Genomic DNA, 22,004 nt, shown 5'->3' on the forward strand with positions numbered 1-22,004 from the left:
CACGAGCGGGATGTTGTTCATCCGCGTCACGCTCATCTGCACGCCGTAACCGGACGCGACGTTGTCCGGAGTGATGACTTCGGACGTGCTGCACCGCAGTCTGTTCGCTCCACGTTCGGCGGGGCGTGATCGGCGCGTTGGGCGGGCTAGTCGTGGAAGCCGCCAGACTCGTGAACCTGCTCGACCTCCGCCTTGAACGTCTCGAAGAGCGACATGGCAATCCGCATGGGTTCGCCCGCCTCTGCGTTTTCGGGCAGTGCTTCGACCGCATCGATGAGATCCTGGTGCGCAGCAGCGGCGTCTGCGATGTCAATCCCGTCCAGCCCCTCGGCGGCTCGCTCGACGTCCTTCCATTCGAGTGAGAGCTTCTCGACGAAGGATCGGATATCGGCGCTCGTCGCATCAGACCCAAGCAGGTAGAAGGCTGCGAACTGATGCTCGACGTCGTGGATTGTCTCGTCAAAGGCGGCGCGCTCTTCGTCGTGAGATGAGACCTGGCACCCCGAGATGAGTCCAGCCAACGCCACGGCAACGCAGAATAGCACAAGCACTCGTCGCACGGGATCCATACTCGCTCCCCCCTTGGGCAAGACGTTGCGCACACGGCAACGGTGAGTCAGCAAGCCCACCATCGGAGTCCATCCTATCAGTGTTCACAGCGACGCACCCGACCGCGAACCCCGACGCGGGGTAGGTAGTGTCTGTGGGCGTTGCGAATCCCCCAAGGAGGTGTCGGATGGAAGAGAAGGCGATTGGCTGTGCACGTCCAACCGGGGCCGTCGTCGGCGAGGAGCCGGTCAAGGAAATCGAATCAGTCGATACAGCGCGAAAGGAAGTCTCTATGAGCAAGATCATGGTGGGGCGTGCGGCCCCCCCCGATTTCACCGCACCCGCATACCACAACGGCGGGTTCGCGCAGGTCAAGTTGTCGGATTATCTGGGCAAATGGGTCGTTCTATGCTTCTACCCGGGTGACTTCACCTTCGTTTGACCGACCGAGTTGTCGGCGGTCGCCGCGAAGTACGATGAGTTCAAGGCTCTTGGAGCGGAGGTGATGTCGGTCAGCGTGGACACGCAGTTCGTGCACAAGATGTGGAACGAGACCGAGCTCTCGAAGATGGTCGATGGCGGTGTCCCGTTCCCCATGATCGCCGACGCGGCTGGACGCCTAGGTACGGCGTTCGGGGTCTACGACGACGAAGCGGGGGTGGACGTGCGCGGTCGCTTCATAATCGACCCGGATGGCGTGATCCAGGCCATGGGGGTGCTCACCCCGCCGGTAGGCCGGAAGGTTGAGGAGTCTTTGCGGCAGATCAAGGCGTTCCAGCACGTGCGTGAGACGGGTGGTGCCGAGGTGACTCCCTCGGGTTGGGAGCCGGGCAGGAAGGTGCTGAAGCCGGGTCCCGATCTGGTCGGTCATGTGTGGGAGGTCTGGAAGCCGGGCGACGAGTAGAACCCAGCCCGACACGCCGCGCCAGGGCCACCCGTGTCATCTGAACCCCTGTTCGCGGCGCCCCGCGCGCGTGTACACTGACTACCCTATGACCATCTCGCTTTCCGACCTCAATCCCGCGCAGCACGACGCGGTCACAACGACGGAGGGTCCGCTGCTCGTACTTGCCGGCGCCGGCTCCGGCAAGACGCGCGTGCTCACGCATCGCATCGCACATCTCGTTGGCGACCTGCGCGTTTCCGCCGCCGAGATCCTCGCCATCACCTTCACCAACAAGGCTGCCGAGGAGATGCGCGGACGCCTCGGAGCCATCGTTGGGCCAGCCGTCCGCGCGATGTGGGTCATGACCTTCCACGCCGCGTGCGTCCGCATGCTGCGCGCCGATGCGGACAAGGTCGGCTACGAACGCAACTTCACCATCTACGACTCCGACGACACCAAGCGCATGCTTGCCGCGGTCATGTCGGAACTCGAGATCGACCCCAAGCGCTATCCCGTGAACATGGTCGGGGGCAAGATCTCCTCGGCCAAGAACGAACTGATCGGGGCTGCCGAGTACGCGGAGACGGCGGTCCTTCCGCCGGACAAGATCGCGGCACGGGTCTACTCGCGCTACCGGAAGCGCATGCGAGACGCGTGCGCGATGGACTTCGACGACCTGCTGGTCAACGCGCACCGGCTTCTCGCCGAGAATCCCGACGTGCTCGAAGCGTACCAGGACCGCTTCCGCTACATCCTGGTCGACGAGTATCAGGACACCAACCACGTCCAGTACCGCATCGTGAATCTGTTGGCGGCCAAGCTTCGCAACCTGATGGTGGTAGGCGACGACGACCAGTCGATCTACTCGTGGCGCGGTGCGGATATCCGCAACATTCTCGAGTTCGAGCGCGACTATCCCGATGCGACCGTGATCCGTCTCGAGCAGAACTACCGGTCCACGGCGACGATCCTCGCCGCCGCCAACGCCGTTGTGGCCAACAACGCCGGGCGCAAGCCCAAGACACTCTGGACCGCCAACGCGGGCGGCGAATCCATCGCGCGCTATTGCGCCAGCGACGAGCGTGACGAGGCGCGGTTCGTGGCCGCCGAGGTCGAGCGAGTCATGCGCGAGGAGCACCGCAGCTACGCGGAGTTCGCCGTCTTCTACCGCACCAACGCGCAGAGCCGTGTGCTCGAGGACCTGTTCCTGCGCGCCGGCGTGCCCTACCAGATCGTCGGCGGCACGCGTTTCTTCGACCGCATGGAGATCCGCGACGTCATGGCCTACCTCAAGGCGGTCGTGAATCCCGCCGATGAGATCGCCGTCAAGCGCATCATCAACACGCCCAAGCGAGGAATCGGCAAGACGACCGTCGAGGGTCTTGAGTACGAGGCGATATCCCGGGGCATCACGTTCATGGACGCGGTACAGCAGGCTGGCGAGTGGTTGGGAACAGGCCCGGCGAGCAAAGTGGCCGCGTTCGCCGGGCTCATGGGCGAGCTGGACGGAATCCTCGGCGGGGGCGGATCCTTGCGCGACCTCGTCGAGGGCGTCATCGAGCGTGCAGGGCTCATTGCGGCGCTCCAGGCAGAGCGCACGTTCGAGTCCGATGGCCGCGTTGAGAACGTCAAGGAGTTCTTCGGCGTGGTCGAGGAGTTCTGCGCGCAGCATGCGGACGCAGGTCTGCCGGAGTTCATGGAGTGGGCTGCGCTGCGTTCGGACATCGACTCGCTGCAGGAGGGGGAGCGGGCCGTCACGCTCATGACCTTGCACACGGCCAAGGGTCTCGAGTACCCGGTCGTGTTCGTCGTCGGCATGGAGGACTCGATCTTCCCGCACGCCAACTCGATGTTCGATGAGTCCGGGCTGGAAGAGGAGCGCCGTCTCGCCTACGTCGGTATCACGCGTGCCAAGGAGCGCCTCTACCTCACACACGCTCACTCGCGGTCGCTGTACGGCGCCACGCAGCACAACCCGCCGAGCCGTTTCCTTGGCGAGATACCCGAGGAGCACGTCAAGATGAGCGGGGTCGGCTCTCAGGGCATCTCCGGGACCGGCTTCACCCGCCGCGGCGAAGGCTCTCGCGGGAGCTCGCCGGGCATCGGCTCCTCGCGAGGTGAAGGACGCGTGTTCGGGGCTGGAACGCCCCGCCGCGAACCTCGCCCCACCGAGCAGACCGAGAGCTTCACGAAGGGCGACCGGGTCGAGCACAAGGTCTTTGGCCTGGGCAAGGTGACGGAGGTCGCGGGCGACAAGGTGACCGTGCGGTTCTCCTCGGCAGGGACCAAGACGCTGCTTGCGGGTTACGCTCCGCTTCGGAAAGTGCAAGACTGATACGCGAGCAGCGAGAAGCCCTGCGCTACGGGAGGTATGTCGCAATCATGGGTCCGATCCTTGTGTTCGGTCACAGGAATCCCGACAACGACTCTATCTGCTCGGCGGTTGCTTACGCGCATCTCAAGAACCTGTCCGACCCGGAGAATGTCTACGTTCCGGCACGACTGGGCCCGGTTCCCTCCGAGACGGCCTGGGTGTTCTCGCGTTTCGAGGTCGAGCTCCCCGAGGAGATCGAGCACGTGCATGCGCGCGTCCGCGACGCGATGACCCACGAGGTCGTCACGGTTGAGATGGACACAACCATGCTCGATGCCGGTCGGCTCATGCGTGAGCAGGGGATACGCGCGCTGCCGGTCGTCGAAGACGGGGTGGTTCGCGGCCTGCTGAACGTGACCATCCTGTCCGAGTTGTACCTCGACGAAACCGAGATCCGGGGATTCGCACAGCTGCCGGTGACCGTATCGCGCCTCGTGCGCGTGCTCGACGGCGAGCTCCTGGTTGGCGATCCGGACAAGAAGCTTTCCGGCAACGTTCTGATCGGCGCCATGGAGCCGACAACGATGCTAGGCTACATCCGTCCTGGCGACACGCTCATCCTTGGCGATCGCGTGCGCACTCAGCCTATGGCGATCGATGCCGGAGTCGCGTGCTTGATCGTGACGGGCGGGAGACGACCCGACCACGAGGTTCTGAGTCTGGCAGCCGACAGCGGCGCGGTCGTGATCAGCACCTTCCATGACACCTACGCTGCCGCGCGCAAGGTCAATCTCTCGCATACCGTGGCCGACCGCATGGACACGGCGGTGCCGCTGGTCGAGATGGACACTCTGATCGCCGAGGCCACCGAGGACCTTCTTGCGTCACCGCATCGGGAGGCCATCGTTGTCGATCCGGCGGGCAAGCTCGCCGGGATCCTCACGCGCACCAACGTTGCCCGTGGCCCACGACGCCGGGTCGTGCTCGTCGATCACAACGAGAGCGCCCAGTCGGCCCCGGGGGTCGAGGGTGCCGCGATCGTAGAGATCGTCGACCATCACCGGGTGGGCGACGTGCAGACGGTGGGGCCGATACTGTTCCTGAACCTTCCCGTCGGTGCCACGGCGACGATCGTGGCCCTGCGCTACGGGGAGCTCGGGGTGGAAGTACCCAAGCCGATGGCGGGACTGCTGCTCTCTGCGATCCTCTCCGACACGGTACTGCTGAAATCGCCGACCACGACCGATGAGGATCGCGAGACCGCCGCGCGGCTCGGTGCGGTCCTTGGCATCGATCCGCTCGAGTTCGGTATGGAGATGTTCCGCGCACGTGCGGCGGGCGAGGCGTTCTCTCCGGAGCGCGCGGTCAAGGCGGACCTGAAGGAATACCGGATTGGCGATACGTTCGCGGCGATAGGCCAGATGGAAACCGTCGATGTCACCGAGGTGATGGCATATTCGGATCAGCTGAACGCCGAGCTGGAAAGGTTGCGCGAAGCGCGCGGGTACGACCTCGCCATTCTCATGATCACCGATGTCGTGCGGGAGGGCAGCCAGATACTGACGGTCGGGAAGACGCGTCTGGTCGAGCGCGGACTCGATGTCACGCTGGCCGATGGGTCGGTGTGGATGGACGGCGTTCTGTCTCGCAAGAAGCAGGTTGCTGCCGGTCTCGTCGACGCGGCATCGGCGTAGGGAGGATACGGTGACGGTGCGCGACCCCAAACTGTGGAGACGTGACCCGCGACCAGGACTTCTCGTGATCGTGTTCGGGTTCGGGGCGGCCGGGTTCGCTTTCCTGCTCGCGATGGTTCTGCTGTACCGGCCTTTCGTTGCGTTTGACGAGCGTGTTTCGCACGCCTTCGCTTCGGTGGACGCGCCACTGCTAGACGTGCTTTTCCGCAGCGTCAACGGTATCGGCAGCTTCTGGTCGATGGCGGTTCTCACAACGATCACGGCGCTCGTGCTCGTGCTGCGCAAGCACGTCGCCGAAGGTACGCTTCTGATTGCCACGGTTAGCATCGGGACGCTCATGGGGGATGTCACGAGGGGTCTCGTAGAACGTGTCCGGCCCGGGCTCGAGACCGCGCGGATCCCCCTGCCGGACTCCTACAGCTTCCCGTCCGGGCACGCGCTCGCGTCGTTTCTCTTCTTCGGCACGGTGGCCTTCATAGCGTTCCTGCATGTCAAACGGGTCAGAGCGAAGTTCCTCATCTTCGCCGGGTGCACGGCGCTCGCGATCGGCGTCGCGCTCGCGCGGGTCTACCTGGGAGTGCACTGGTTCGGCGACGTGACGGCGTCGTGGCTACTGGGCTCTGCCTGGATGATGGTCTGCTTCGGCGTCTACTTCTGGGCGATCACGCTATCGGACGAGTCTTCCGAGGACTGAGCGCCCGCGGGAACGTCACCGCGAAGGTACTGCCTCCGCCAGGCACCGAGGACACCTCGACCGAACCGTTCGAGCGCCCGACGACATGGCGTACGAGGGCTAGGCCAAGTCCGGTACCTCCGCTGTCTCGGGAGCGAGCGCGATCGACGCGGTAGAAGCGCTCGAAGATCCTCGGCAGATCCTCAGTGGGTATTCCGATGCCGGTGTCGGCGACCGTCACGACGACGTCGCTCTCGTCGACCGCGAGAGCGACAAGGACCGAGCCAGACTCGGTGTAGGTGATCGCGTTGTCTATCAGGTTGTCGAGAGCAATCACCACGTCAGTTGGGTCGGCTGCAGCATAGGCGTCGATATTGGCCGCGGCGGACATGTCGACGGTGAGGTCCAGACCCTTGGCCTCTGCCGCGATGCGGTGCCCGACGACTGCATTGGCGATCACGCGCCGCACATCGGCCACCGAGTCGGGAGCAGGAACGGACTCGAGCCGGGACAGGTCGAGCAGGTCCTTGACGAGTCTTCCGAGCCGAGCCGCTTCGTCTGAGATCTGGCCCGCGAAGCCGATGGCGACATCCGCGTCGCCTGCCGCCGCAGCATCCGCCGCAGAGGAAGCCAGGAGCTGGATTCCCGCGACCGGTGTCTTGAGTTCATGGCTTGCGTTGGCGACGAAGTCCCGCCGGACATCGTCGACACGCACGCGGTCGGTGATGTCCGAGATGGTGACGACCGCCTGCTTCGTGCCGTCGGTCGCGGCTAGCGGCAGGACCGTCACGCGCAGATGCCGACCGAGGGTGTCGGGGCCGCACTCCTCGCTCGACGCGACCTCGTCGTCGAGGTGATCGCGGATTGCCCCGACCACCGACGCGGGCAGCTCGACTGCATCGAGCTGCTGCGCCGTCCAGCCCGTCACCGGTTCCTTGAACACGGTGGATGTCGCGGCGTTCGCGAACCTGATCTCGGTGCCGTCGAGCAGCAGGACGGCGTCGGTGAGCGTGTCGAGGACCGAGCGCTGTGTACGCTGTTCGTTCTCGAGGTCATCGAGACGGGCGCGCATCTGTTCGCGCAGGTCTGTAAGGGCTGCGGACAAGGTGCCAAGCTCGCCGGGCTCCTCGGGAATGCGGGCTTGAAGGTTCCCCGCCGCCATCGCCTCAGCTGCTTCGGACAGGCGACGCACCGGTTCCGTGGCTGAGGCGGTCAGCCGGGCGACGACCACTCCTGCGAATGCGAGCGCTACCGCGAGCAAGATGAGTCCCCAGCGTCGCGCGTTCGCGGCCACGGCATTGACTGTCTCGAGTGATGAGCTCGACCGCACGACGACGTTGCGGCCGCCGAGTGTGGCGGGCACGGCAACGTAGATCTGCTCGGTTCCCTGGGTCGCACTCACACGTCGGGTCGTTCCCACGTCTTCCGAGAGCGCTGCGGCGATCTCGGGACGATCGCGGTGGTTCTCCATAAGCGATGGGTCTTCCTGGGAGTCGGCGAGGACCGTCCCGTCGGCGTCGATGACAGTGATTCGCAACTGCGTTCGGGCCACCAGTCGATCGACGATCTCTCCGACAGGGAGGTCGGATTCCGAAAGTACGAGGGCACCCGACTGGGCGACCGAGAGCAGGTGCTCCTCCTGTAGACCGACGACCGCGTTGGTGAGTGGACCAAAGAGGCTCCACGCCCATGCCGAGGCGAAGACAGCGACGATGAGGAGGTAACCGATGGTCAGGCGGGCTCGGTAGGAGGCCGTCCAAAGTGAGGTATATGTGGTCATGAACCGGAGCCCGGATCCTTCGGCTCGACCTCGAACCGGTAGCCCATACCGTGCACCGTGTGTATGTAGCAGTAGTCGGACGGGTCCTCGATCGCCTGGCGCAGTCGTCGGATGTGAACGTCGATCGTGCGCGACGATGGGAGGAACTCGTAGCCCCACACATCTTGTGCGAGCCTCTGTCGCGTCTGCAGCGATCCTGGATGTGACGCGAGCGCCACGAGAAGCTGAAACTCCTTCAGGCGCAGTTTCGCTGGCTCGCCCTTGACGGTCAGACGCAGCTCGCTTGGCTCGATCACGAGATCACCTGCCTCGATGAGCGAAGCCCTCGTCAGCACTCCTCGCTCCCTGACACGTCGCAGGTTCGCCCTCACGCGCGCAAGAAGCTCCTCCATCGAGAACGGCTTGGTGATGTAGTCGTCGGCGCCGGCGTCGAGGCCTCTGACCTTGTCGCGCTCCTGGTCGAGAGCGGTGACCATGAGGATGGCCGCCTCGCTGTCGAAGGAGCGTATCTCGGCGGCGACCCTGTAGCCGTCCATGCCGGGTAGCATGAGATCGAGCAGGATGAGGTCGGGGCGGGCCGTTCGGGCAAGTTCGAGAGCCTCGATGCCATTGGCAGTGGACGATGTTTCGAAACCTGCTCGCCTTAGGGCGTACTCCACGGTCTGCCTGATGATGGGGTCGTCTTCGACCACCAGGATGCGTGACATGCGGGGATCCTTTCGTGCCGACGCCGTCATGATGACATGCGCCACGCTTCGCGCCGATACGTTTAACAAATGTTTCACACAAAACCTACCCTGTTTAACAGCACTGCAACCACAGAGGCATTGCGCGTCCGTAGTATGACGTTCGACCGGTGGTTGGATGCTGCCGGCGCATTGCGGATTCGAGAGCGACAAGGAGAGGGTTTCGTGAAGGCTAAGAAGTGGATGTCACTCGCTTTGGTGACGGTCCTGGGGCTTTCCGTGCTGGGTCTCACCGGCTGCGATAACAGCAGCGGGACCGACTCGGGTACGAGCACCGAGACCGGAACGACCGAGGAGCTCACTGGCTCCATCAACGTCGAGGGCTCCGACACGATCGTCAATACGGGCCAGGCATGGGCCGAGATGTTCATGGAGGCGAACCCTGGCGTGATGATCTCGGTCAAAGGCGGTGGCTCCGGCGCGGGCATCGCGGCGCTAATCAACGGCACGGTGGACTTCGCGAACGCGTCTCGCGACATGAAGCAGGAGGAGATCGACCAGGCCAAGGCTGCGGGTGTCGACCCCGTCGAGCATGTCATCGCGAAGGACGGCATCTCGGTCGCCGTGAACCCGGCTAATCCGGTCACGAACATCACCATCGAGCAGCTTGGCAAGATCTACCGCGGCGAAATCACGAACTGGAAGGACGTCGGCGGCGCCGACAAGGCCATCGTGCTCCTTTCGCGTGACAGCTCCTCGGGTACGTACGAGTACTTCAAGGAGGCTGTCGTCGGCAAGGACGCCGAGTACGCCAAGGAGGCCAAGCTCCTATCCTCCAACCAGGCAATCGTCGATGAGGTCAAGGGCAACGACGCGGCCATCGGTTATGTCGGCCTCGGCTACGCCGAGAACGCCGGCTCCGAGATCAAAGTGCTGAGCGTCGAGGGCATCACCGCTTCGGTGGACACGGTGCTCGATGGAACCTACCCGCTCGGTCGCGATCTGTACATATACAGCAACGGTCAGCCTGACGGCGTCATGAAGGCCTACCTTGACTGGATCCTCGGTTCCGAGGGCCAGACGATCGTGGCCGACCAGGGTTTCGTCCCGCTCCAGTAGTAGTGACATCAACGACGTCTCCAGTTTCGCAACGGAGACCCGGCCGCCTGGCACATCGCCGGGCGGCCGAGGCCGTTGTTCGTGCGCTCATCACCGCGTCCGGTTGGGCGGCTATTGTCATCCTCGCGGCTATCGCCACGTACCTCTTCGTGAGCTCCTATCGAGCGCTTCACGAGGTCGGCATCGTGGCGATGGTTTCCGGTGACAACTGGTACCCGACGTCATCCAACGCGCAGTTCGGCTTCTTGCCTTCAGAGGTCGGCTCGCTGTGGGTGACTTTCGTTGCCCTGCTCCTGTGTGTCCCGTTCGGCGTGGGCACGGCGGTCTACCTCTCCGAGTTCGCCTCCTCGCGCGTGCGGGAACTGTCGAAGTCCATCATCGAGTTCATGGCCGCGATCCCCTCGGTCGTTCTCGGTCTCGTCGGTCTGGCGCTGCTCGTGCCCTTCATCAAGCGCACGCTGGGACTCGATACCGGACTCACTGCGCTTGCCGCGGGGATCATGGTCGGCATCATGGCTCTACCGACGATCGTCTCGATTGCCGAGGACGCGCTCCATGCCGTGCCGGGAGACCTGCGCCGTGGCTCGCTCGCGCTCGGCAACACACGCTGGCAGACCACGTACAAGGTTGTGGTTCCGGCTGCCTCCTCGGGTATCTTCGCGGCGGTCATGCTTGGTCTCGGCCGTGCGATCGGCGAGACGATGGTCGTGCTCATGCTCGCCGGCAACGCCGGCATCATTGCCGGCACGCCGCTCCTCTCCGTCCGCACGCTTCCCGGCACGATCGCGGGTGAGCTTGGCGAGGTGGTCAGAGGAGGACTGCACTACTCGGTGCTCTTCTCGATGGGGATGGTGCTGTTTGTGGTCACCTTCCTCATCAACCTTGCAGCCGACGTGGTTCTCGAACGTCAGCGGCGGAGGTGGCGCCGATGAGCCGAGGAAGGGTGCGGCGCGCCCGCCTGTACGAGGCCATCGCGAAGGCGGTGCTTGGCACCATCGCGGCGACGACCATCGGCGTGGCCGTGGCGTTGATCGGATACATCGCCTTCCGGGGCGCGCGGTTCGTCTCGTGGGGATTCCTCACAGAGGCGCCACGGAAGGCGATGACCGAGGGCGGCATCTATCCCGTCGTCCTCGGCACGGTCTATCTGGTGGCGTGGACGGCGGTGCTCGCGCTGCCAATCGGCATCATGGCCGGCATCTACCTGGCGGAGTTCGCGCCCCGCACGAGGATGACGCGCATGATCAGACTGGCGATCGCCAATATGGCCGGCGTACCGTCGATCGTGTACGGCCTCTTCGGGGTGGCATTGTTCGTGATCCAGCTCGGGCTCGGGCGCTCGATCATCTCGGGTGCCGCCACGCTCGCGTGTCTGACGCTGCCGGTCGTGATCACGGCGACCGAGGAGGCTCTTCGGCAGATTCCCACCGACTTGCGCCACGCCGCCCTGGCGCTCGGCGCGTCCAGGTTGCGCACGATCGGAACGGTGGTCCTGCCCGCAGCCGCCCCAGGAATCATGACAGGGTCGATACTCGGTCTCTCTCGTGCCGCCGGGGAAACGGCCCCGATTCTGTTCACTGCAGTCGCGTTCTTTGCGCCCGTCGCGAACTCGCCGCTCGATGAAACGATGGCGCTCCCGTACCACCTCTACATCATGGCCACTCAGGCGGTGAAGCAGTCTCCGATGATGGTGTGGGGAACCGCATTCGTGCTCGTTGCTGGCATCAGTTTCATCAACGTCATCGTTGCCACGTGGCGTTCCAGGCAAAGGAGAAGGATCACATGGTAGTCACAACCACCTCCGGTTTCTTCGAACTGGCCGAAGTCTCGGTCGCGTATGGTTCGGAGATGGCAGTCGCGGGGGTGACCATGCAGATTCCTGAGCGCGCTGTCACCGCACTCATTGGTCCTTCGGGATGCGGGAAGTCCACGTTGCTGCGGTGTCTGAACCGGATGAACGATGAACTCGGCGATGTGACCGTGGGCGGAACGGTCCTTCTTGATGGCCGCGATATCTATGGCCGCGGCGTCGATCCGGTCGAGCTGCGTACTAGAGTGGGTCAGGTGTTCCAGAAGCCCAACCCGTTCCCGATGTCGGTTTATGACAACGTGGCGTATGGGCCCAGGACGCATGGGTTGCGAGCGCGTACCGAGCTTGACGCTATCGTCGAGGAGTCGCTGAAGCGCGCTGCGCTCTGGACCGAGATGAAGAACGCGCTCAAGAAGCATGCGTTTGAGCTCTCGGGCGGGCAGCAGCAACGGCTCTGCATCGCCCGGGCCCTCGCAACCACGCCTGAGGTGCTCCTGATGGATGAGCCTGCGTCGGCACTCGACCCGATATCTACCCAGCAGATCGAGGACACGATCGCTCAGCTCAAGTCCTCGGTTACGGTCGTCATCGTCACGCACAACATGCAGCAGGCGGCGCGGATATCCGACCACACCGCCTTCATGCTGCGCGAGAGCATGGACGAACCCGCGAAGCTTGTCGAGATGGGCGAGACGCGTGTGATGTTCACACATCCCGGCGACAAGCGCACCGAGGCATACATCACCGGGCGGTTCGGATAGGACGGGAGCGGGAAGTTCCTGGATAGACCCTGGCAAGACCCTTCCTGAATGATGGTTCCCTCGCCGGGTCCGGCAGTCGGAACCGGAAGCATGCGGGAGGGGAACCATGCGACTCGCACGAAGCGCACCCGCTCTGATCGCCACGATGCTTGTTGTCGCGGCACTTGTGCCGCACATCGCCTGCGCTGATGAGGTGACGATCAGCTGCACCGGACACCTCTCCGCGCGAGCGGCTCACACTTGCAGGTGCCGCCGCCTCCGTGCACTCGTGCGACTGCGATGCCGAAGACTGGACCTAGATCCGGCGTCTGGCCGCGCGCTGGATTCCTCGCTCTTGCGAGCATGGAGTCATCCGTGGATTCCTTGCCAGGAGAGAAGAACGCAGGACGCGCCGAGGGGGAGTGGCGCGTCCTGCTTGATGAGCGGCGTTCCCGCCCCCGAGGGGGAGGAGGAGTGAAGGCGGGCGGCCTGCTCTTGGCGATATTGCAAGCAATTTTCGTGCCCTGAGATCCGAAATGGGTTAAGATTCCGTCTCCGACAACTGCGTTGGTGCCGCTGTTTTCCGGAACGTATCATGAGATGTTCTCGAAGCAGCCGGACATCATGGCGGGAGATGCAACTTGACCGATGCGCTGATCCGCGACGCGTGCATGGCGGACGCCCAGGCTATCGCCGACATCTACAACCACTACATCGAGCATTCGACGGCGACTTTCGATACGGAACCCAAGACCGCCGAGGAACGTCTTTCGTGGCTCGACGCGCACGGCGAGCGATACCCCGTGCTCGTCGCGGAGATTGACGGCCGCGTCGTGGCGTGGGGCTCACTTACCGCGTGGTCGCCGCGTCCGGCATATGCTCCCGCCGTCGAGGTCTCGACCTACGTGGCGCCCGACGCTGTAGGGCGAGGTCTCGGACCGCAGCTCATGGAGGAGCTTGTGGAGTGCGCAAGGCGCGCGGGACATCGCGCGCTGCTGAGCCAGGTCGTCTCCGAGAACGAGCATAGTCTCCGTGTGACCGAGCGGATGGGATTCGAACGCGTGGGCCTGCTCAGGGAGGTCGGCCTCAAGTTCGGACGTCGCCTGGATGTCGTGATCTTGGAGCGACTGATTGACCAAGGAGGTCTCGCGGAACGTGACTAGCAGCGCGAAACAAATAGGGCTCGAACGGGTTGCGCGACTACAGCGGGGCTTCGCGCAGTTTGTGAAACTTGAGGTTGCCGGCAGCGTTGTCTTGCTTTGCACGACGGTCCTGGCACTCGGGCTAGCGAACTCTCCTCTCGCTGAGTGGTACCACAGCCTATGGGAGATTGAGATCGGCATCTCGGTTGGCGGATGGCACTTCGCCGAGACGCTCCTGCACTGGATCGACGACGGCCTGATGGCGCTGTTCTTCTTCGTCGTAGGCCTCGAGATCAAGCGCGAAGTGCTTGTTGGGGAGCTCTCCTCGGCACGCAAAGCGGCGCTTCCGATCCTGGCGGCTTGCGGTGGGATGATTGTGCCGGCGCTGATTTACATCATGGTCAACCGGGGAGGGGATGGAGCGAGCGGTTGGGGCGTTCCGATGGCGACCGATATCGCATTCGCCCTGGGTGTGCTCGCCCTACTTGGCAGTCGGATTCCCACGGCACTCAAGGTCTTCCTCACCGCCCTAGCCATCGCCGATGACATCGGCGCGATACTCGTGATCGCGCTCTTCTACACCGAGGGAATCGCGCTTGGCTGGCTCGGGATCGGGCTGGCACTTCTGCTCGTTCTTGTGATGCTGAACTTGCTCGGTGTCGATGGTCCACTACCGTACTTCCTCGTTGCCTGTGTCGTCTGGTTCGCCTTCCTGCACAGCGGCGTCCACGCCACGGTCGCCGGCGTACTCGTGGCATTCACAATCCCTGCCAAGGCCCGCACAGAGCCTGTCGCCTTCATAGAGTGGGCGCGCGGCAAACTAGATGAGATCGAACTGCAGGATGTGCCCGGTTCGCACGTGCTCGACGATCCGGTGCAGCAGCACCGCTCATTCGAGATCAGGGAGGCGGCGCGCTACACCGCGGCCCCCCTTCAGCGGCTTGAGCACACGCTTCTGCCGCTCACAAGCTTCATAGTCCTGCCCTTGTTCGCCCTGGCCAACGCCGGCGTCACGCTCGTCGACTACGATGTCGGAGCGCTGCTCCTCGAGCCTGTGACTGTAGGCGTCTTCCTAGGGCTGCTGGTCGGCAAGACCCTGGGCATCACGGCCTTCACCTGGCTTGCTGTGCGCTTCCGCCTCGCCGATCTACCCGCCCAGGTTGGCTGGGCGCACATCGTTGGTGCCGGCATGCTCGGCGGCATCGGGTTCACCATGTCGCTGTTCGTGTCGAATCTCGCCTTCCGGGGCGAACTCCTACGGGCGGAGGCGAAGCTCGGCATCCTGCTGACGTCGGTCATCGCGGGTGTGCTCGGCTACCTCGTCTTGCGGTATGCCGTTCCGCAGCCTGCCGAGGACACGTTCGCGGCGTGAGCCGCGCTACTCGACGGTTCCAAGCGTCCGTCCCCAACCGTGCCCCATGATGGCCGAGTTGAGCTGGTTGCACAGGCGGTGCCGCGTGTACCGTCCGGGCGGCAGCAGGTTCACGATGCCAAGGACGTCAGCGGGAAAGTCCAGGAACTCCGCAGCGATGACGACGTCCAGCCGCGAGACGACCGTGGCCTGCCGGAAGAGCGTGTCGATCATGCGTTGGAATGCCGCACGGTTCTCGGCGAGGTCGGTCAAGCGGGCTCCTCGGTCGCTTGGCAGACCAGTGTAGCGCGTCGGCTCGCGGGCGTGGGCTTGATTGCGCGAACGTGTGGGGCCACGATGTGACATGCACGCTGGCGTCGGGCCCTCACGAGGTGCCGGGCAAATCGAGGAGATGACTTGGGGAGATTCGGACGTTCGCGCAGGGTAGCACGGTGTGTCGCAGCGATAGCGGGATGCGCGCTCGCCGCAACCGCGCTAGCCGCATGTTCGCGCGGCGGCACGGAACTGCAACTCAATGACGCTTTGCGCAGCCGCATAGCCTCGGACTATCCAGGGTTCGTCTACGTTGATTCCGAAGGGTCGTCGGTCCCGGCAACGGATGGGAACACCGAGGAAGACATGCAGGTCCGCTTCGAACGGATCGGCATCCCGTTCGTCATGAGCGTCCAATACAGGCGTGCCTTCTCCACGGGGGACGCGCCGGGCGACTGGGAGAACATGGACACCTTCTGGCGCGCTCACGAGGCCGCCGTGACCGACGCCCTCATAGACTCATTCCTCGAGCGGCACGAGGGCGAGCACGTTTGGGTCGACAACGTCGAGAGGGACGCCTCGAACCCGGAGCGCTTCAACGTCTGGTACGTGACCGACTACAAATGGGGGCCGCTGTCGTGGTCACGCGGCCAGGGAGAGAGTTTCGCGCTCGATGAGGCGACCGGGAAGTGGAGCTACCCGTAGGTGGCGCTTCCGGCCAGCTCGCATCGCAGTGTCGCTCCCTCCGGTACGCCTGGACACCGACACTAGGGAGACAGCATGAGAGGCATGATCTTCACGGCCGATGCCGCCCGCAATGACGGCAACAAGGTCTCTTGCCTTGGCGGGTTCTGGACAGTGACTCAGGCAGGACCGGTTGTGGCCGACGTGGCCTTCGTTATTCGCGTTGAGGACGAGAGCGAGATGGGTGTCGAGCATCGCGTCAGGATCACATTGCAGGGCCTTGCCGAGCGTGACGAGACCATAGTCGGTGTCGATGCCGGATTCAAGGTCGACCGGGACTCTGCAGACACAAGGGCGCCGGTCGTGATATCGCGAGCCATCTCGATCGGTCGGCGGGAGCTGGTCGAGGGTAGCTACGCCTGGGTTCTCGAGGTCGACGGGCACAAGCTCGACGAGTGGCCCTTCATCGTGACCCCCCGCATCGCGCCCGAGGCTACCCCAGCCACTCCCTGACGGCGCTCTCGACGCCCTCGCACCCGGCGTCTACCACGCCGGTGAACCGCTCCGACGCTGCGTCGAGCTCTGCCAGTGCGCGCGGCACGCATGCGCTCTCGCCCGCGAGCTCCTGCACCGTCGCCAGCAGCTGCACGCCGCTCATGCCGTCGTATTCCGCCGGCAGAGACTCCGCATACTCGATTCCTCGCAGCGCGCGCAACACGTCGGCGCCAAACTTCGCCCAGTGAGCTGTCGACACGACCAGAACGGGCGCATCACTGCGCAGCCGCTCGGCGACCTCCCATGCGACGGCGGTGTGCGGATCCATCAGGTACCCGGTCTCATCGAATACGCGACGCGACGTCGTGAGCGACTCGTCATTCGTCACGAAGTCGCCGAGGAACAGCTCGCGCATCGCCGCGAAGGTGGCGCGATCGACCTGGAAGCGCTTCTCCTCGGCGAGCTGGGTCATCCACTCGCGAACCCGTTCGGGTCCGGCAAGGTGGTAGAGCTGCCGCTCGAGATTGCTTGAGATCAGGATGTCCATCGACGGCGACGGCGTGGTGACCAAGTCGCGCTCGGAGATGTCGTAGACGCCGGTGGCGATGAAGTCGGTGAGCACGTTGTTCTCGTTGCTTGCGCACAGCAAGCGGCGGATCGGCACGCCGATCTCGCGCGCGTAGTACGCACCGAGGATGTTGCCGAAGTTGCCCGTCGGCACGCACACGTCCATCGGCTCGCCGGCCTTGACCCCGCCAGACGCGACCATGTCGGCGTAGGCGCTCACGTAGTAGGCGACCTGCGGGAGCAACCTGCCCCAGTTGATCGAGTTGGCCGAGGAAAGCTGCAGTCCCCACCTGGTGTGCAGCCAGTCGCCAAAGCGCTCGTCGTTGAACGCGGCCTTGACCGCGTTCTGGCAGTCGTCAAAGTTGCCACGCACGCCGAATACGCCCACGTTGTCGCCGCGCTGGGTGACCATCTGTTTGCGCTGAATATCGGAGACGCCTTCGGCAGGGTAGAAGACCACGATCGATGTGTGGTTGCGGTTTGCGAATCCCTCAAGGGCCGCCTTGCCTGTGTCGCCCGAAGTGGCGACCAAGACGAGGTAGTCGTCCTTGGCAAGCCCGCGTGGGCGCAGAATGTCGATCGATTCCGAGAAGAACAGTGGCATGCACTGGAGCGCCATGTCTTTGAAGGCGCTCGTGGGCCCGTGCCACAGCTCAAGCACGTGCATGTCGGGGCGCACCTCGACCACCGGTGCGATGCGGTCGTCGTCCCACTGGTCGCCGTACGCTCGGCGCATGAGCACGTCGATGCGGTCGTCGGAGACGTCGACGCCGAAGCGCGAGAAGATCGCTGCCGCCCGGCGCCAGTATGGCATCTCGGCGAACACGAGGATCTCTTCGAGGGTAAGCGCCGGCAGTGTCTCGGGCACGAAGAGCCCGCCGCCGGGGGCGATCCCCTTGACGACGACTTCGGTGAAGGGCCGATGCCCCGGACCGAGCCCCCTCGTGTCCGTGTAGTGGATGATGTTCCTCATGGATGCATGATACCCGACGGCGTGCTTCGTCTGCGCGGCTGTATGCGAGTTCTCCAGCGCCCACGCCGCGCGCGTTCGACAACCTATGGCTCTTGCGCGGACCTGCGAAGCTGTGCGCCCGAGGGCCGATTCCAGTACGCTTGTGTCCCTAACAGCATGCCGCAGTTTCGATGGGGGCGGAATGAAGTACTGCGTGGTGATTCTCGACGGTGCTGCTGGATGGCCCCTCCCCGAACTCGGTGGACGGACGTGTCTGGGCGCCGCCGAGACACCGAACCTCGATGAGCTGGCCCGGAGCGGGCGCTGCGGCCTGGCGCAGACCGTCCCCGCACACATGGAGCCGTCCTCCTCGGCGGCCTGCACGTCGATCCTTGGCTACGATCCGGTCGAGGACTACGTTGGCCGAGGAGCGATCGAAGCGGCAAGCATGGGTATCCAGCTCGCGCCCGATGAAGTCGCGCTACGCATGAATCTCGTGACGGTTGAGGATGACCGGATGCGCAGCTACGCTGCTGGACACATGCCGACCGAGGAGTCGCGCGCGATCGTGGCCGACCTCGGGCAGGCGCTCGACGACGAGACATTTCGCGTGCACCCTGGTGTGGCGTACCGCCACATCCTCGTGGTGAAAGGACACCCGGAGCTTGCCGATGCGGAGTACACCCCTCCGCACGACATCTCTGACCGCGAGATCGCAGGGAACCTTCCGCGCGGTGCCGGGGCCGACATGCTGCTGGAGTATATGAAGAGGGCCCGGCAGGTCCTGCAGCACAGTGCGCTCAACCTATGTCGTACTGACGCGGGAGAGCTCCCGGTGACGGACGTGTGGCCGTTCTGGCCCGGCGTCGCCCCTTCGGGCATGATCCCGTTCCAGTCAAGGCGGGGGAAGCGCGCAGCGTTGACATCGGGCGTGGACCTGTTGAACGGCCTCGCGGTGCTCACCGGCATCGACCGTCTGGATATCGATGGTGTGAGCGACGGACCGGACAACGACTACGCTGCTCAGGTGGCGGGGGCGATCGAGGCGCTCGGGAACCACGATGTCGTGCTCGTTCACGTGGAGTCGCCTGACGAAGCGGGACATGCAGGTGACATCAGGGCAAAGATCGCCGCGATCGAGGCGATCGACCGGGAGGTCATTGGGCGACTCATGGCTTGCGGCATCGAGATGCGACTTCTTGCTATGCCCGATCACCCGACACCCATAGCTCTCAAGACGCACGTCGGAGAAGCCGTCCCGTTCGTGCTGTGGGGACCAGGCGTCCCGAGCAACGGAGCGAATGCCTATAGCGAATCTGCGGCCGGGAATACGGGCCTGTTCCTCGATCCCGGCCGAGGCGTGATGGACCTGCTTCTGGCTCAGCAGCCGAGCCGGACCGCGACCGTGCTTTGACGCTGCTTTGACGATCGCTTTGCCGCTTTGACGATCTGCAGGATGTGCAGGACGAAGCGGGTACTCAGCGTATATACTTCTTAACGAAGCGTGATCCGCGGCGACTGGGATGCCGCGCGCACGTTCTGCGCGAGGGGGGGGGCATTGAGGACTGCCGGGTCCTTGCATATAGGTGTCGCGATTCGGCTACTGGTGTGCGTTGCCGCAGTCGCATTCGTCGTGCTTGCCGCGGCAGTCCCGGTCGCGCTGGCATACGACGAGTCGATAGCCTATCCGGCATTCGGTGCTCACTCGCCGTGCACGACATGTCACGGTGCCACGAGCCCGTCCGGCTACTGCTCCTCCTGTCACGGACCGGGCGGCGGTTTCGGACTCGTGCCAGAGCACGCACAAGGACCCCACGATGGCTACACGACGACGAGTCAGCGTTGCGCTATCTGCCACAAGCTTCACAATGCGCCATACAAGGATCAGCATCTTCTGCCCGGTGCCACGATCGCAGCGACTTGCAGGACCTGTCATGACGGTACGGGCGGCAAGGGCGTCTACGGGGCGATCAAGTTCCGGACTGGTGCGGATCCCGGTGAGACGCACCGCGTCGAGCTGACGACCTGGGTACCCGGTGGCGATCCAGCGTCCGGTGGAGGCAAGGCGTACGCCTTCAAGGGTTTGAGCAATGCGCTGACGTGTACCGACTGCCACAACGCGCACGACACGAACACCGTGGCGGGGTTCCGCGGAGAACGCCGACGGGTGCCGTACTCCACGGTTGGGCGCGAGGCCTGGGAGTACAAGCTCACGAACAAGCTTCTCAAGAAGCGACCCGGTCCTGCGACAGCAGACATCAACACGTACGGGTCCGACTGGTGCCTTGCGTGTCATCAGGGTCGCCATTCGGGGGGTACCATCAAGAACCACCCGGTAGACAGTGCGCTGACGCACGCGACGCCCTTCACGTACGACAACGTGGCGAAACTGAACTCTGACGTTCTCACAGGTGTCACAGTACTAGGTGCCCTCGGCGGAGATCATCGTGGATACCTGATGCCATATCCCCGCACGGCGCAGCAGGGGACCCACAAGCCGATTTGCCAGCAGTGCCACGAGGACTCGCGCAACGTTGGAATACTCAGCGGCGCCACAGCAGATGCAGAGGCGTTCTCCGTCTCGCTCGACGGCGTGACCGCGGCAACCAACCCCCGGTTCCAGAACTTCCCCCACGAGACGGTCAACCAAGGCTTCCTGGTCGAGACCGCCGACAACCTGTGCCTCAACTGTCACCCGGTGGCGCAGCTTCCCTAGATCTTGCCGGCAAGTATGCGCCCGAGCGACTGCGCCTTGTCGCGCTCCCATTCATCGATTGTCGGATGTCGCCACGTGTCCGTGACGGTCAGCGAGCCGATCGTACGGATGTTCCCGGGCCGCAGCGCGGCACGCAACTCGCGCAGCGGGCCCGTCGTGTAGCCGAAGAACGTCGCAAGTGGTTCCGGAGCGGCGCACGCTGTGATGATTACCGCACGCTTCGCGGCACGCACGTAGGGCTCCTGTGGAACCTCTCTGAGCCCCAAACCGGGCAGGTGAAGCTGGTCCGGTCCCTCGAAGTAGCCTGCGAGGCGGTCGAGAATCGCCTTGGTGGCGTCGTCCGCTCGGCGGAAGTAGGAGGGCGTTCCGAAGATGACTCCGTCGGCGTCGGTGATGCGTTCGGCCAGCCAGGGTAGGTCGTCCTGAATCTTGCACAGGCCGGTCGCCCGGCACATATGGCACCCGGTGCATGATCGGATCTCAAGGTCGCAGAGGTGCACCCTCTCCACAGTGGCGCCGGCGTTCTCGGCGGCCAGGGCAGCGGTCTCCACCGATCTGCTGACTATCCCCACACGCCTGCTCGCATCGATTACCACGATTCTCATTGCGTCTTCCTCCCTGTGCGCTTCGCGTTTCCGAACAGGCTTCTCTGCGCGCCTTCGGGGATGTCATCTTGGGCTTGCAGAGTGTCGATGCAGTTGTCGAGCCAGTCGATCGTCGCCCTTTCCGATGTCATGGCCGCTTCGAAGGTCATGCGCCTCAGTGCGATCGTGCGTTCCCCGTCGTGTGGGTACTCGTGCATGAACGTCGCGGCGCGAGAGCGGAGGCTGTCAAGGCGCGCCTGATGCTCCTCTCGTTGCGCGACAAGAACATCGACCAGGTCTTGGGGCGGGATATCCGCTGCGAAGTAGAGCTGGATCAGTAGCGGGTCTCGGAAGGGCGCTGACCCGTGCGGTTGTCCGGCCCACTCAGCGAGAGCTTCGCGGCCTGCGCGGGTGATGGAGTAGACCTTGCGGTCGGGACGACCTGTCTGGCGCTGACGCCGGACGCTGACTCGGCCAGCTCGTTCCAGGCGGTCGAGCGTTCGGTAGATCTGGGCTTGATCAGCCGTCCAGAAATGCGGGATCGCCTCGTCGAAGCACCTCGTCTTGAGGTCGTACCCCGACAGGTCGTCCGTAGACAGGAAACCGAGGACCGCACAGTCCAGCGACATCCCAAGAACTCCTTTTGGACGATATATGACAAAACAAGTATAGGGGCAAACATATAACAATGGCAAGGGGTGTAAAGGCTCAAGTGTGGATTGAGCGAGAGATGGAAAACGCCAGCTCAAGGTGGAGGCAATGTCTCAACCGTCAATAGAGGGTGAGATCTTGCAGCTCCTTTGGCTCGAGAATTGTCGAGCAGGGAGTCGTTGACGACCGCGTTGCGTACTAAGGAAGCGTCAAACAACAAGTAGGAGATTGGCTGGTGATGTCGAAGTAAGATCGTATGATCAACGAGCATGCGATCGGAGAGCGCTATCGGGCGCTCGCGGGAGAGTTCGATGAGAGACGTCGACGCCTGTGGGCGG

At 64.0% G+C, this 22,004-nt stretch carries 21 protein-coding genes; 14 read left to right on the forward strand and 7 right to left on the reverse strand.

Features of this window, described 5'->3' with window-relative positions; all coding sequences use genetic code 11:
* Positions 1-146: 146 nt before the first annotated feature.
* Positions 147-569 carry a hypothetical protein gene (locus Q8K99_00945; protein MDP2181123.1) on the reverse strand — a complete coding sequence of 141 codons (423 nt, stop codon included), beginning with the start codon at positions 567-569 and terminating at the stop codon, positions 147-149.
* A gap of 167 nt (positions 570-736) precedes the next feature.
* On the opposite strand from Q8K99_00945, the gene prxU reads away from it, so the two are divergent.
* From prxU to Q8K99_00965, 4 genes are all read left to right on the forward strand, one after another.
* Positions 737-1,453 (forward strand): thioredoxin-dependent peroxiredoxin, encoded by a 717-nt coding sequence (prxU, locus tag Q8K99_00950; protein ID MDP2181124.1) that lies wholly within the window; start codon positions 737-739, stop codon positions 1,451-1,453.
* Positions 1,454-1,541: 88 nt separating this feature from the next.
* On the forward strand, positions 1,542-3,770 hold the full coding sequence (locus tag Q8K99_00955) for a DUF3553 domain-containing protein (GenBank protein ID MDP2181125.1): 2,229 nt from the start codon (positions 1,542-1,544) through the stop codon (positions 3,768-3,770).
* A gap of 47 nt (positions 3,771-3,817) precedes the next feature.
* On the forward strand, positions 3,818-5,443 hold the full coding sequence (locus Q8K99_00960) for a putative manganese-dependent inorganic diphosphatase (GenBank protein ID MDP2181126.1): 1,626 nt from the start codon (positions 3,818-3,820) through the stop codon (positions 5,441-5,443).
* Between the two features lie 10 nt (positions 5,444-5,453).
* Positions 5,454-6,137, forward strand: a complete 684-nt coding sequence (locus tag Q8K99_00965; GenBank protein ID MDP2181127.1) for a phosphatase PAP2 family protein — start codon at positions 5,454-5,456, stop codon at positions 6,135-6,137.
* On the opposite strand, the gene Q8K99_00970 is transcribed toward Q8K99_00965, so the two are convergent.
* Both Q8K99_00970 and Q8K99_00975 read right to left on the reverse strand, forming a co-directional pair.
* Positions 6,106-7,896: an ATP-binding protein gene (locus Q8K99_00970; GenBank protein ID MDP2181128.1), complete on the reverse strand. Its 1,791-nt coding sequence runs from the start codon at positions 7,894-7,896 to the stop codon at positions 6,106-6,108. The genes Q8K99_00965 and Q8K99_00970 overlap by 32 nt on opposite strands.
* Positions 7,893-8,603, reverse strand: a complete 711-nt coding sequence (locus Q8K99_00975; GenBank protein ID MDP2181129.1) for a response regulator transcription factor — start codon at positions 8,601-8,603, stop codon at positions 7,893-7,895. The genes Q8K99_00970 and Q8K99_00975 overlap by 4 nt, the downstream gene beginning before the upstream one ends.
* Before the next feature lie 204 nt (positions 8,604-8,807).
* Here Q8K99_00975 and Q8K99_00980 point away from each other — a divergent pair, with 204 nt between their 5' ends.
* From Q8K99_00980 to nhaA, 6 genes are all read left to right on the forward strand, one after another.
* Entirely contained in the window at positions 8,808-9,701 is an 894-nt protein-coding gene (locus Q8K99_00980; protein ID MDP2181130.1) for a PstS family phosphate ABC transporter substrate-binding protein, read from the forward strand.
* Positions 9,702-9,703: 2 nt separating this feature from the next.
* On the forward strand, positions 9,704-10,633 hold the full coding sequence (pstC, locus tag Q8K99_00985) for a phosphate ABC transporter permease subunit PstC (protein MDP2181131.1): 930 nt from the start codon (positions 9,704-9,706) through the stop codon (positions 10,631-10,633).
* Positions 10,630-11,490, forward strand: a complete 861-nt coding sequence (gene pstA, locus Q8K99_00990; protein ID MDP2181132.1) for a phosphate ABC transporter permease PstA — start codon at positions 10,630-10,632, stop codon at positions 11,488-11,490. The genes pstC and pstA overlap by 4 nt, the downstream gene beginning before the upstream one ends.
* Positions 11,484-12,272: a phosphate ABC transporter ATP-binding protein PstB gene (gene pstB, locus Q8K99_00995; protein MDP2181133.1), complete on the forward strand. Its 789-nt coding sequence runs from the start codon at positions 11,484-11,486 to the stop codon at positions 12,270-12,272. The genes pstA and pstB overlap by 7 nt, the downstream gene beginning before the upstream one ends.
* Before the next feature lie 620 nt (positions 12,273-12,892).
* Positions 12,893-13,414, forward strand: coding sequence for an N-acetyltransferase family protein (locus tag Q8K99_01000; protein MDP2181134.1), 522 nt, complete (start codon positions 12,893-12,895; stop codon positions 13,412-13,414).
* Complete coding sequence (gene nhaA, locus Q8K99_01005) at positions 13,407-14,765, forward strand: Na+/H+ antiporter NhaA (protein ID MDP2181135.1); 1,359 nt, start codon at positions 13,407-13,409, stop codon at positions 14,763-14,765. The genes Q8K99_01000 and nhaA overlap by 8 nt, the downstream gene beginning before the upstream one ends.
* Positions 14,766-14,771: 6 nt before the next feature.
* On the opposite strand, the gene Q8K99_01010 is transcribed toward nhaA, so the two are convergent.
* Complete coding sequence (locus Q8K99_01010) at positions 14,772-14,978, reverse strand: hypothetical protein (protein ID MDP2181136.1); 207 nt, start codon at positions 14,976-14,978, stop codon at positions 14,772-14,774.
* A gap of 183 nt (positions 14,979-15,161) precedes the next feature.
* Here Q8K99_01010 and Q8K99_01015 point away from each other — a divergent pair, with 183 nt between their 5' ends.
* A complete protein-coding gene (locus Q8K99_01015; protein MDP2181137.1) occupies positions 15,162-15,722 on the forward strand; it encodes a hypothetical protein in 561 nt (186 codons plus the stop codon).
* 75 nt (positions 15,723-15,797) lie between these two features.
* Positions 15,798-16,214, forward strand: coding sequence for a hypothetical protein (locus Q8K99_01020; GenBank protein ID MDP2181138.1), 417 nt, complete (start codon positions 15,798-15,800; stop codon positions 16,212-16,214).
* On the opposite strand, the gene thrC is transcribed toward Q8K99_01020, so the two are convergent.
* Positions 16,195-17,736: a threonine synthase gene (gene thrC, locus Q8K99_01025; GenBank protein ID MDP2181139.1), complete on the reverse strand. Its 1,542-nt coding sequence runs from the start codon at positions 17,734-17,736 to the stop codon at positions 16,195-16,197. The two genes, Q8K99_01020 and thrC, sit on opposite strands and share 20 nt — an antisense overlap.
* A gap of 181 nt (positions 17,737-17,917) precedes the next feature.
* On the opposite strand from thrC, the gene Q8K99_01030 reads away from it, so the two are divergent.
* Entirely contained in the window at positions 17,918-19,129 is a 1,212-nt protein-coding gene (locus Q8K99_01030; GenBank protein MDP2181140.1) for a cofactor-independent phosphoglycerate mutase, read from the forward strand.
* Between the two features lie 162 nt (positions 19,130-19,291).
* The gene (locus Q8K99_01035) at positions 19,292-20,431 is read left to right on the forward strand and encodes a cytochrome c3 family protein (protein ID MDP2181141.1); all 1,140 of its coding nucleotides are present in this window, start codon (positions 19,292-19,294) and stop codon (positions 20,429-20,431) included.
* Here Q8K99_01035 and Q8K99_01040 read toward each other — a convergent pair.
* Positions 20,428-21,036 carry a flavodoxin family protein gene (locus tag Q8K99_01040; protein MDP2181142.1) on the reverse strand — a complete coding sequence of 203 codons (609 nt, stop codon included), beginning with the start codon at positions 21,034-21,036 and terminating at the stop codon, positions 20,428-20,430. The two genes, Q8K99_01035 and Q8K99_01040, sit on opposite strands and share 4 nt — an antisense overlap.
* Complete coding sequence (locus Q8K99_01045) at positions 21,033-21,644, reverse strand: PadR family transcriptional regulator (GenBank protein MDP2181143.1); 612 nt, start codon at positions 21,642-21,644, stop codon at positions 21,033-21,035. Before Q8K99_01045 ends, Q8K99_01040 begins: the two co-directional genes overlap by 4 nt.
* Between the last annotated feature and the right edge of the window lie 360 nt (positions 21,645-22,004).

The organism is Actinomycetota bacterium (genome assembly GCA_030682655.1).
Lineage (GTDB): Bacteria > Actinomycetota > Coriobacteriia > Anaerosomatales > JAUXNU01 > JAUXNU01.